The sequence below is a fragment of the Fontimonas thermophila genome (assembly GCF_900113085.1).
Classification (GTDB): Bacteria; Pseudomonadota; Gammaproteobacteria; order Nevskiales; family Nevskiaceae; genus Solimonas; species Solimonas thermophila.
Genome location: NZ_FOOC01000003.1, coordinates 38,183 through 48,997, shown reverse-complemented (window position 1 = coordinate 48,997; position 10,815 = coordinate 38,183). Strand labels below are relative to the sequence as shown.

The window sequence follows — 10,815 nt, the reverse complement described above, 5'->3', positions numbered from 1 at the left end:
CGTGCCCATCCCGTCGAACCCGCGTGCGGCGTGCGGTTAGCATAGGCACGGACACTGTACGAGGCTTGGCCATGACCCGCACCGGCAACTCACATCATCTCCTTGTTGGCTACGCGCTGTGGATTTTCGGATTCATGGGCGCGCACCGCTTTTACTACGGCCGCCAGATCACGGGCACGATCTGGTTCTTCACGCTGGGGCTGTTGTTCATCGGCTGGATCATCGACCTGTTCCTGATCCCGTCGATGGACCGCGCCGCCGATATCAAGTACCGCGCCGGTCCCGTCAATTACTCGGTGGCCTGGGTGCTGCTGACGTTTCTCGGCATCTTCGGCATCCACCGCTTCTACATGGGCAAGTGGATCACCGGACTGATCTACCTGTTCAGCGGTGGGCTGTTCCTGCTCGGCGTGCTCTACGACTACTGGACGCTCAACGGCCAGATCGACGAGCTCAACGCGGCGCGTGGCTGACCGCCACCGGCGCGGCGAACAGATCCGGCTGCAGGCGCGGATCATCGGGCGCCTGGAAATTGCCCAGGCCCACGCCGACGAGCCGGTAGCGCACATGCCCATCGTCGCCGACGCGCGCGAGCAAACCCAGCGCCAGTTCCGCGAGTTCGTTTTCCGACGCTGGGGGCACGCCGGGCGTCACGCTGCGCGTGAGGATGCGAAAGTCCGCGGTCTTGAGCTTGAGCACGACGGTGCGGGCGATGCGCGCGGTCTTGCGTGACGCCTGCCAGGCCTTGTGCGCCATGCGCCGCACGTGAGGCGCCAGCTCGGCGAGCGGCAGATCGCAGGCGAGCGTGTCCTCCGCCGAGACTGACTGTACCGGCCGATCCGGAACAACCGGCTGCGGATCGATGCCCTGCGCAAGCTCATGGAGGCGCCGCCCATAACGACCCAGGCATCGCTCCAGCGCGAGCGGGTCGTACAGGCGTAGCTGCGCGATGGTGCGGATGCCCAGGCGCTGGAGTTTTGCGTCCATGACTTTGCCGACGCCGGGGATACGCGTCACCGGCAGCGGATCGAGAAACGCCTGCACCTCGCGTGGCCGGATGACGAACAGGCCGTCGGGCTTGCGCCAGTCCGAGGCGATCTTGGCCAGAAACTTGTTCGGCGCAACGCCAGCGGATGCGGTGAGGCGCAGCTCGTCGCGGATCGATGCGCGGATCGACTCGGCGATGGCAGTGGCGCTGGGCAGCGCACTCTTGGGTGTGGTCACGTCGAGATAGGCTTCGTCCAGCGACAGCGGCTCGACCAGGTCGGTATGCCGCATCAGGATCTCGCGCACCTGGCGCGACACTGCACGGTAACGCGCAAAATCGGGGGCCACGAAGACCGCATCCGGGCACAGCCGCTCGGCACGCAGGGCCGGCATCGCCGAGCGCACACCGTAGCGACGCGCTTCGTAAGACGCGGCGCAAACCACGGATCGCGGGCCACGCCAGGCCACGATCACCGGCCGGCCGCGCAGCGCCGGATCATCGCGCTGCTCCACCGACGCATAAAACGCGTCCATGTCGACGTGGATGATTTTGCGCATCGCCCACAGATTGTAGGATGTCGCCGGCCCGGGATTGCCGGGCGTCACCGGGAACACTCCATGGCCGAACGCTGGACTGCGGCGGCGATCACGCCGCAACACGGCAAACGCTACATCGTCACCGGCGCCAACAGCGGGCTGGGGCTGGAGACGACCATCGCCCTGGCCGCATCCGGCGCGCAGGTGATCATGGCCTGCCGCACGCCATCGCGCGCCGAACCGGCGCTCGCCGAAGTGCGTCGCCGGGTACCGCAGGCGCAGGTGGCGTTCATGCCGCTGGATCTGGCCGACCTCGCTTCAGTACGCGCCTTTGCCGAGGCATACCTGCGCGAGCACAACCGGCTCGACGGCTTGATCAACAACGCCGGGGTGATGGCACTGCCGTTCCAGAAAACCCGCGACGGCTTCGAGATGCAGATCGGTACCAACCATTTCGGACATTTCGCGCTGACCGGGCTGTTGTTCGAATGCCTGCGGGCGACGCCGCAGTCGCGCATCGTCACCGTCGCCAGCCTTGCGCACCGCTGGACACGGGGGCTCGATCTCGACGATCCGCATTTCACCCGCCGCCCCTATAACAAGTGGGATGCCTATAGCAAGAGCAAGCTCGCCAACCTGGTGTTCACCTTCGAACTGGACCGGCGGCTGCGCGCCGCCGGCATCGACATCGTCGCGGTCGCCGCACATCCGGGCTATTCGGCGACCAATCTGATGTTCGTCGGGCCGGCGCAGGAACGCTCCGCGCTGGGGCGCCTGGTCATGCGGATCGGCAATGCGCTGTTCAGCCAGAGCGCAGCGATGGGCGCACTGCCGATTCTCTATGCGGCCACCGCCGCCGATGTGCGCAGCGGCGACTACATCGGACCGGATGGCTGGCGCGAGCTGCGCGGCTATCCGCGCAAAGTCGGATGCCGTCGCAGCGCCCGCGACCCCAAACTCGGCGCGCGGCTGTGGGCGCTGTCCGAGCAGGCGACCGGCGTGCGCTATCTGTCGGCATGACCCGATGAGCAGACGACTCGCTGGTATCTGCGCTGCGCTGTGGCTCAGCGCCTGCGCCACCGACCCCGACGCGATCACCTCGCTCCCGCCGTGCCGTGGGCACTGCAGCACCCACACCGATGGGTATGAGTGGGCCCAGCGCGGCCGCCTCAGCGATCCGCGCGCCTGCGCGGGCTACACCGAGGATTTCGAGCGCGGATGCCGCGACGGCATCGAAGATCTGCAGCAATTGCAGCCGGCATCGCGCGGCATCTGACCGGCGCAGCCGATCCGTGCCGCCAGCGGTCAACGCCGCTGCGCACGGCGCGCGGGATCGATCCCGTCGCGCGCGGCGATGCGCCGCCAGTGCCGCGGCAGGCGCGGTGGCGCCAGCGTTGCGAGCGATTCCCACATCACCTTGTGCCAGGCCGCGGCCAGACGGTCGGCGCGGCGCAGTGCATCGTCGCCGCCGTCATCGACCAGCGTGAAAATCTGCCGCTCGACTACCTCCCGCGTCGCGCGCAGACGCTCGCGCAACCCGGCATCGGCCAGCGCCCAGCGGTGCAGCCACTCGTGCCGCCGCCACAAGGGCGCCTCGATCCGCAGCGTCTGCGGCGTGAGCACACTCCACTCTCCCTCGAAAGCCGCAGGCCGGAAAATCGACAGACAGGGCGCCGAGGTTCCGGTGAACAACGCATCGATGCGATCCGGTTTCAGCCGCACGAGCATCGAACCGGTGGTCTGGTGCCGGCGGATGAAACCCGCGGCGTGCATGCAGACATCCCCGTTGCTGCCGGCAGATGGGTCGGAATCGGTGTGGCGATGCGCACGCAACTGCGCGGCCATCGCCATCCAACTGGGGGTGCGGATGCGCGACAAGCCTTGCAGCGCCAGCTGCCGGCGCGCGTGTGCGCGCGCGAAAAACGGCATCAGACGGGTGTCGAACCGGCTCCGGAAGTGGGGCTTCGTCGTATCCAGATCGGACGATACCGCGTCGGCTTCATCATCCAGGGTCAAGGCATTGGAGATCGCATAGCAATCTCCCACCCGGCGCGCCGCCCAGCTGCGCCCGGCGGTTTCCAGCACCCAGGCCTCGCGCCCGTCGGCGATCAGAAAGCTGTTGTCATAGCAAAACCGGCGGTCCTGATAACCGGCCGGGCCACCTTGACCGTAGCACTCGAGCAGCGCAGTCATCACCTCGACGGCGCGCCGGGCGCTGTCGGCCCGCTCCAGACCCAGCCGCACCAGATCCATGCCCAGCAAGCCGGGGGCGAGCGTCGCCCGCCGCGAGAAAATCGCCTCGTTGCCGATGGCAACGCCAGCGTCGTTGACGCCCATTTCCGCGCCCCAGCACCAGGCCGGCTGCGAAAGAATCGTCGCATGCCGGTCCGGCACCTGGCCGATCTCAATATGCGAGACGCGCACGCGCGCCGTACCATCGCCGCGCACCGCCGGATAGCGCACGACCGGCTGTGGCTCCGAAGGCTCGCGGTCCGAATTCTTGGCGAACCAGACCGCGTCAGCGGCGATCAACACCTGGGTATCACACATTTGCGCAGTGTAATCGGTCACACTCACGGCCATGGCCAATGCCAGCCTCCCCACCCCAAGACAGCGTCTTGATACGCTGCCGTTCGACAACCGCTTCGCACGGTTGGGAGAGGATTACTTCACCCGCGTTTTGCCGACACCGCTGACCAACCCGCGCCTGTTGCATGCCAATACCCGGGTCGCCGATCTGCTCGATCTCGACCATGAGGTGCTGCACACGCCGGAATTCGTGCAGATCTTCTCCGGCAACCGCGTGCCGCCGGGCGCCGATCCGATCGCGACGGTCTACGCCGGGCATCAGTTCGGCGTCTGGGTTCCGCAGCTCGGCGACGGCCGCGCGATCCTGCTCGGGCAATTGCGCAACGCACGCGGCGAGAGCTGGGACCTGCAACTCAAGGGCGCAGGCCGGACACCGTATTCGCGCTTTGGCGACGGTCGCGCCGTCGTACGCTCATCGGTGCGGGAATATCTCTGCGGCGAAGCCCTGCATCACCTCGGCATCCCGACCACGCGCGCCTTGAGTCTCGTCGTCGCCGACGATCCCGTGCAGCGCGAGACGGTCGAACGCGCCGCCGTGATCTGTCGCGTCGCGCCCAGCCATGTGCGCTTCGGGCATTTCGAGCTGTTCTATGCGCGCGGTCAGTGCGCACGGCTCGCAGCGCTGGCCGACCACGTCATCGACGAGCATTTCCCTGAACTGTCCGGCCAGCCGGACCGCTACATCCGCTGGCTGGAATGCGTCGTCGAACGCACTGCGCGTCTGATCGCGCAATGGCAGTCGGTGGGTTTCTGCCACGGCGTCATGAACACCGACAACATGTCGGTGCTGGGCCTGACCCTGGATTACGGGCCGTACGGCTTTCTCGACGGCTTTGACGCCCATCACGTCTGCAACCATTCCGACGAGGGCGGCCGCTATGCCTACGACCGCCAGCCGGCGATCGGTCACTGGAACTGCGTGCGGCTGGTCCAGGCCTGTCTGCCGCTGCTTGCGGCGGATGTCCAGCAGGCCGCCGAGATCGGGCAAGCCATCGTCGATCGCTATCCGGCTGTCTATGCGAAAGCAATGACCGATCTGTGGCGCGCGAAATTCGGTTTGCGCGAGGCGCGCGCCGGTGATCCGGAGCTGATGAACCGCTTCCTGACCCTGCTGCATCGTGGGCATGCGGATTTCACGCTCTCGTTCCGCGCGCTCGCCAGCGTGCGCAGCGCCGATGACGACACCGCCGAGGCCCTGCGCGCGCGCATCCCTGACGCCGCCGCGCTCGACGCTTGGTTGTCCGACTACCGCGCGCGCCTGCGCAGCGAACAGAGCGACGATGCCGCACGCCGTGCGGCGATGAACGCAGTCAATCCCAAGTATGTGCTGCGCAACCATCTGGCACAGCGCGCGATCGCGGCTGCAGAAGCCGGCAGTGCCGCTGAAATCGAGCGCCTACTCGAGATTCTTGCGCATCCCTACGACGAACAGCCCGAGCACGCCGCCTATGCCGAGGAACCGCCCGCCGAGGCGCGCCACATCGTGGTGAGCTGCTCGTCCTGAGCACAGGCTGCGCCATGAAAACCCGCACTGCGGCTCTCGCGCGACTGCCGGCAGCGTGCTTCATCCGTGTGGCCGCGGCCGATGAGACACACGCAACCGAGCTGGAAAGCGTCATCGTCGAGGGCAAGCCCGGCGCAATCGGCAGCCTCGGTGTGGTGTATCGCCGGCGCCTGCCCTGCGTCGGCAACTGCGCGCAAACCGGGACCGGAACCGATACGCTCACGCGCATCATGCGCAGCCTCCGCACCCTGTCCATCGCCAGCACCCTGCCGGAACGGCCGCGATCGCAGGACAGTCTGGGTCTGGTCCATCCCATCAAAACCCTCTTGCCGACCAACAGCCCTGAGAGGCCCACGCCGCCGCGCATCACGGCACGCCGCGGGCGAGCCACTCCTCAACGCAGGGCGCGCTGGAGTTCGGCCAGGGCGGCGTGGTACTGCGCCGGGTCGAAGCGGTCGCGCGAACGCACCGCGGCATACAGTGCATCGATGGCCCGGTCGAGAGTGGGCCCAGGGCGCTCGCCGCGCGCCTGGAGCGCACCGGCAAACACCAGCGCGGCCATGGCCGCCTGTTCTGCCGAGCTGAAGTCGCGCGCGCGAGGCGTATGGGGCAGCGCTGCGATCGCCTGCAGCAAGGCCCTGAGCTGACCGGCATCGAGCCTCCGATCAAGACCCAGGGGCAGGATCTCGCGCTCGAGCAGGCCGAGCATGGCCGCCGCCGCTGCGCGCACCGCCGCCGGCCCCGACGCCATCGCCGACTGCAGCCCGAGCCAATGCCGGTGCCAGCGATCGGCGAGCGCGGGTGCGACAACGTCGAGCCAAACCCCGACCCAGTGCAGATGGGTGTCGGCCAGGGGCGGTGCACCCGGTGGCAGCGGGCCGGTCCGCCCCGGCGTCCAGCGCCCGGCATCGAGGCTGTGATGGCAGGTGTTGCAATCGAAGTACATCAGCTCCGGGAACACCCCGCCCTGACCGAGCCGGCCGGAGGCCAGTTCGGTCAGGAACACCTGCGCCGCAACCATCTGGCCGACGGCCCAGTCGCGCACTGCATCCGGAGCAGATTTCCGGCGCGCGTAATCGTCATCCCAGTCGTAATGCGGCGGGGAAAGTCCGGTGAAGGTGTACAGCTCGAACAGCAGCGGCGGATGGCCGGCGGCCATCATCGCGTGCGTGATCGGATGCTGTGCATCGCCCTGGTGGCATTGCAGGCAGACGCGGGATCGAACTTCTGGTTTCCACAGCGGCGTCATTCCCCGTTGCTGTTTTTCCTCGGCGCTGATGCCCGCACGCGTATGCTCGGCGAGCCATCGCCCGGCGCCACCGTGACAGGCCTCACAGCCGACCCCGTCGCTGACCAGATAGCGTTCGCCGCGCAACTCCGGCGCGGGATAATCGGCATGGCATACCAGACACTGCGGCGCCTCGTGTGGCCTGATCCCGAGATGACGGCCGATGCGCTGCGCGCGCTCGCCGAGCAGCACGGCGTAGGCGCGTGCGTGCGCATCTTTTTGCTGCCAGATGAAATACTCATCCTGCCGGATGGGCACATCGCCGAATGGCCGCGTGGCGCCGTGACAGGTGCTGCCGGCGCAACTGGCGACACCCTCGTGCCGGTCACCGGCCGATACCAGACCCTGGGCGAAGGTCAGCGCACACACCGCAACGAAACAGCCCAGCATCCGGACGAAGCGGAAACGAGGTGGACACACGGCCTGGACTCCCCGAGTGGGCTTGCCCTTTGCTGCGGGCCATTCTAGGTTTGGGTCCCAGCCAGCCACAAGGCGAGCCATCAGGGAGATAACGGCGGTCATGGGCGACGCAGTCAGAGTCGGGATCATCGGCTCGGGTCCCGCCGGTCTTGCCGCCGCGTGCCGCGCCGCCGAGCTCGGAATCCCGCACCTGTTGCTGGAAGCCGAGGCGCATCTCGCCCACACCATCTTCCGCTACCAGAAGGGCAAGCATGTGATGGCGGAGCCGGGCGTGCTGCCGCTGCGCGCCTCGATTCCGTTCGAGGCCGGCAAGCGCGAGGCCATCCTCGAGGCCTGGAACGCGCGTGTCGCGCAACTCGGAGTCAACGTCCGCTACCGCGCGAACGTCACCGCGATCCACGGCAGCAAGGGCAATTTCACGATCGTCATCGCCGATGGCAGTACGGTGCGGGCCGAGTACGTGGTGCTCGCGATCGGCGTGCAGGGCAACATCCGCAAGCTCGGCTGCGAGGGCGAGGATCTCGAATTCGTCCAGTACCAGCTCGACGATCCCGACGCCTACCAGAACGAAACCATCGTCGTCGTCGGCGCCGGAGACGCCGCGATCGAGAACGCCGTCGCGCTCGCTGCCCGCAACAAGGTCACGATCGTCAACCGGCGGGATGAATTCGACCGTGCCAAGGACGGCAACAATGCGCTGATCCTCAAGGCCATCGAGGACGGCAAGCTCGCCTGCGTTTACAACGCCACGGTGGCATCGGTCCGCCCCACCCCGGGCGCAGCCAAACCCGGCGCGGTCATCCTCAACACCGCGCAGGGGGAAGCCGTAATCCCGGTGGATCGCGTGATCGCCCGTCTGGGCGCCACGCCGCCGCGCGAATTCGTCGAGCGCTGCGGCGTGATGTTTCCGGGCAAGGATCCCGGCGCGGTGCCCGCGGTCTCGCCGCAGTACGAGTCCAACGTGCCGGGGCTGTATATCATCGGTGCGCTCGCCGGCTTTCCACTGATCAAGCAGGCGATGAATCAGGGCTATGAGGTCGTCGAATTCATCGAAGGGCGCAGGCCGGAACCCGCCGACGCCCCCCTGCTCAAGGCCAAGTTCGCGCGCATCCCCGGTTTTCGCAGCATCGATGCCACGCTCGAGCGCATCCGCGCACGCATCCCGATCCTGTCTCCGCTGACGCCCTTGCAACTGCGCGAGTTCCTGCTCGATTCGGAAATCCGCACGCCACAACCGGGCGAGATCATTTTCCGGCGCAACGATTACAGCAACAGCTTTTTCTCGATCCTCGACGGCTCGGTGGAGATCGCGATCGACCCGGTCGATGACACCCGCACCCTCACCCTGGGCAGCGGCCAGTTCTTCGGCGAGATGAGCCTGATCTCCGGCCGCCGCCGCAGCGCCACGGTGCGCGCCGGCGCCGGCTGCGTGCTGATCGAAACCCCGCGGCGCTCGATGAACAAGCTCATCGCCAGCGTGCCCAGCGTCAAACGCGTGCTCGACGAAACCTTCCTGCTGCGCGCGATCCAGGCACACATCGCGCCCGGCATCGACGCCGATGCGCTGAAGGACGTCGTGGCCAGCGCGACGGTGCGGCGCTTCAAGGCCGGCGAAACGGTATTCCGGGAGGGCGATGCTCCCGGCGGCCTGCACCTGATCCGCAAAGGTTCGGTCACGGTCTCACGCATCATCGGCGGGCGCGAAGTCGTGCTCGCCTACGTACCGGCCGGACAGTACGTCGGCGAGATGGCGCTGCTCTCGGATACACCGCGCACTGCCACGGTCAGGGCGGCAGTCGCCACCGAAACGATCGAGCTGGAAGGCGGTGCGTTCAAGGCCCTGCTCGCGACGCGGCCCGAGCTGCGCGCGCGTCTGGAGGAAACCTACCGTCAGCGCGTGATGGCCAACGTCAATGCCACCGCGGCAGCCGGCAGCGGCAGTCTGGTGCAGTTCCTGATGGCACAAGGCCTCGGCGAGGCCACTGACGTTCTGTTGATCGACGAGTCGCTGTGCGTGCGCTGCGATCACTGCGAGAAAGCCTGCGCCGACACCCACGGTGGCATCTCGCGGCTGGACCGCGAAGCCGGCCCGACCGTCCATAACCTGCACGTGCCGACGTCCTGCCGGCACTGCGAGCATCCACACTGCATGAAGGACTGCCCGCCCGATGCCATCCACCGCTCGCCCAGCGGCGAGGTGTTCATCTCCGATGCCTGCATCGGCTGCGGCAACTGCGTGCGCAACTGTCCCTATGGCGTGATCCAGATGGGCGCCCCCCAGCCGCATCGCCCCAGCCTCTGGCGCTGGCTGCTGTTTGGCGGCGAGGAGCCGGGGGCGCACACGCCGGTCCACGACCCATCGGCGCCCAAGAAAGCCGTAAAGTGCGACATGTGCAAGGACCTGCCCGGAGGGCCAGCCTGCGTACGCGCCTGTCCGACCGGCGCCGCCTTGCGCGTCTCGCCCGAGCGCTTCATCCGCATCATCCAGGGTTCTGCGTGAAAGACTCCGTCCATGCGCACGGCAGCCCCATCCAAGCGAATCGACGAACCGATCCACAGCGGTTTTCTGCAGTATGCCGGCTACCGCTGGGCGAAACTGGCGATCCTGCTGTGCGCGCTGAGCATCGCGGCCTATCTCTGGCACGATCCGGTCGACGGCCCCAACGGGGGTACCTGGCTGGGCTATACGCTCGGCACGCTCGGCGCCGTTCTCATCCTGTGGCTGACCTGGCTCGGCGTACGCAAACGGCGCTATCACTCGCGTCTGGGCAGCGTGAAAGGCTGGACCTCCGCACACGTCTACCTCGGCCTTGCGCTGGTCGTCATCGCGACCCTGCACTGCGGTTTCCAGTTCGGCTGGAACATCCATACCGCCGCCTATGCCCTGATGATGGCGGTCATCGCCTCCGGGCTTTACGGCGTCGTCGTCTATACGCGTCTGCCGTCGGCGATCACCCGCCTGCGCGACGGCAGCCAGCGCGAGGCCTGGATCGACGAGGTCTTCGAGCTCAACGCGCAGGCGATCCGAATCGCCGACCTGCTCGGTCCGGAAGTCCATCGCAAAATCGTGCGCTCCGCCGAGAACATCCGCATCGGCGGCGGACTGCGCGCCCAGCTCTACGGCCCCAAAACTCCCAAGACCGCCGCCGACGCTGATGCCGGCATCACCGAATTTCTCACCGAGCGTCTGGATGCGGTGAAGGCGCGGCTTACCAAAGGATTCGATCCCAATGCCACGGCACAAAACACGGTGATGTTCATGGCCGGGCAGCTGGTCGCCGCCGGCAAGGACGAAAAAGAAGCCCAGCGCCTGCAGCAACTGCTGGATGTGCTGTCGCGACGCAATGCCCTGATCGCACGCATCAACCGCGACATCGCCCTGCACGCGCGCCTGCAGGTGTGGCTGCTGATCCACGTCCCGCTCAGCTTCGGCCTGCTGGCAGCGCTCGTTGCACACATCGTCAGCGTGTTCTTCTACTGGTAGAGCGGC

General features: G+C 67.2%; 9 protein-coding genes. 6 read left to right on the top strand and 3 right to left on the bottom strand.

Annotated elements, in window-relative coordinates; translation table 11 throughout:
- The first annotated feature begins 71 nt into the window (after positions 1-71).
- The gene (locus tag BMZ48_RS03560; RefSeq protein ID WP_091532004.1) at positions 72-473 is read left to right on the top strand and encodes an NINE protein; all 402 of its coding nucleotides are present in this window, start codon (positions 72-74) and stop codon (positions 471-473) included.
- On the opposite strand, the gene dinB is transcribed toward BMZ48_RS03560, so the two are convergent.
- Positions 454-1,545, bottom strand: coding sequence for a DNA polymerase IV (dinB, locus tag BMZ48_RS03555; RefSeq protein ID WP_091532442.1), 1,092 nt, complete (start codon positions 1,543-1,545; stop codon positions 454-456). The genes BMZ48_RS03560 and dinB overlap by 20 nt on opposite strands.
- A gap of 60 nt (positions 1,546-1,605) precedes the next feature.
- Between dinB and BMZ48_RS03550 the strand changes: the two genes are divergently transcribed.
- Both BMZ48_RS03550 and BMZ48_RS03545 read left to right on the top strand, forming a co-directional pair.
- On the top strand, positions 1,606-2,544 hold the full coding sequence (locus tag BMZ48_RS03550; protein ID WP_091532002.1) for an oxidoreductase: 939 nt from the start codon (positions 1,606-1,608) through the stop codon (positions 2,542-2,544).
- A gap of 4 nt (positions 2,545-2,548) precedes the next feature.
- Complete coding sequence (locus BMZ48_RS03545; protein WP_091531999.1) at positions 2,549-2,800, top strand: hypothetical protein; 252 nt, start codon at positions 2,549-2,551, stop codon at positions 2,798-2,800.
- A 29-nt stretch (positions 2,801-2,829) separates the two neighbouring features.
- Here the strand turns inward: BMZ48_RS03545 and BMZ48_RS03540 are convergent, their stop codons facing one another.
- On the bottom strand, positions 2,830-4,101 hold the full coding sequence (locus tag BMZ48_RS03540; RefSeq protein WP_159431063.1) for a C69 family dipeptidase: 1,272 nt from the start codon (positions 4,099-4,101) through the stop codon (positions 2,830-2,832).
- Between the two features lie 4 nt (positions 4,102-4,105).
- Between BMZ48_RS03540 and BMZ48_RS03535 the strand changes: the two genes are divergently transcribed.
- Positions 4,106-5,617, top strand: coding sequence for a protein adenylyltransferase SelO (locus tag BMZ48_RS03535; RefSeq protein ID WP_091531995.1), 1,512 nt, complete (start codon positions 4,106-4,108; stop codon positions 5,615-5,617).
- A 394-nt stretch (positions 5,618-6,011) separates the two neighbouring features.
- Here BMZ48_RS03535 and BMZ48_RS03525 read toward each other — a convergent pair whose 3' ends face one another.
- On the bottom strand, positions 6,012-7,325 hold the full coding sequence (locus BMZ48_RS03525) for a multiheme c-type cytochrome (protein WP_159431062.1): 1,314 nt from the start codon (positions 7,323-7,325) through the stop codon (positions 6,012-6,014).
- A gap of 100 nt (positions 7,326-7,425) precedes the next feature.
- Between BMZ48_RS03525 and BMZ48_RS03520 the strand changes: the two genes are divergently transcribed.
- Positions 7,426-9,825, top strand: coding sequence for a cyclic nucleotide-binding domain-containing protein (locus tag BMZ48_RS03520; protein ID WP_091531990.1), 2,400 nt, complete (start codon positions 7,426-7,428; stop codon positions 9,823-9,825).
- A 12-nt stretch (positions 9,826-9,837) separates the two neighbouring features.
- Positions 9,838-10,809: a hypothetical protein gene (locus BMZ48_RS03515; RefSeq protein WP_091531988.1), complete on the top strand. Its 972-nt coding sequence runs from the start codon at positions 9,838-9,840 to the stop codon at positions 10,807-10,809.
- The last annotated feature ends 6 nt before the right edge of the window (positions 10,810-10,815 follow it).

Bases quoted from the DNA above. Each gene is read 5' to 3' on its own strand.
- BMZ48_RS03560 (WP_091532004.1), top strand. From the start codon at position 72: ATGACCCGCACCGGCAACTCACATCATCTCCTTGTTGGCTACGCGCTG.
- dinB (WP_091532442.1), bottom strand. From the start codon at position 1,545: ATGCGCAAAATCATCCACGTCGACATGGACGCGTTTTATGCGTCGGTG.
- BMZ48_RS03550 (WP_091532002.1), top strand. From the start codon at position 1,606: ATGGCCGAACGCTGGACTGCGGCGGCGATCACGCCGCAACACGGCAAA.
- BMZ48_RS03545 (WP_091531999.1), top strand. From the start codon at position 2,549: ATGAGCAGACGACTCGCTGGTATCTGCGCTGCGCTGTGGCTCAGCGCC.
- BMZ48_RS03535 (WP_091531995.1), top strand. From the start codon at position 4,106: ATGGCCAATGCCAGCCTCCCCACCCCAAGACAGCGTCTTGATACGCTG.
- BMZ48_RS03520 (WP_091531990.1), top strand. From the start codon at position 7,426: ATGGGCGACGCAGTCAGAGTCGGGATCATCGGCTCGGGTCCCGCCGGT.
- BMZ48_RS03515 (WP_091531988.1), top strand. From the start codon at position 9,838: ATGCGCACGGCAGCCCCATCCAAGCGAATCGACGAACCGATCCACAGC.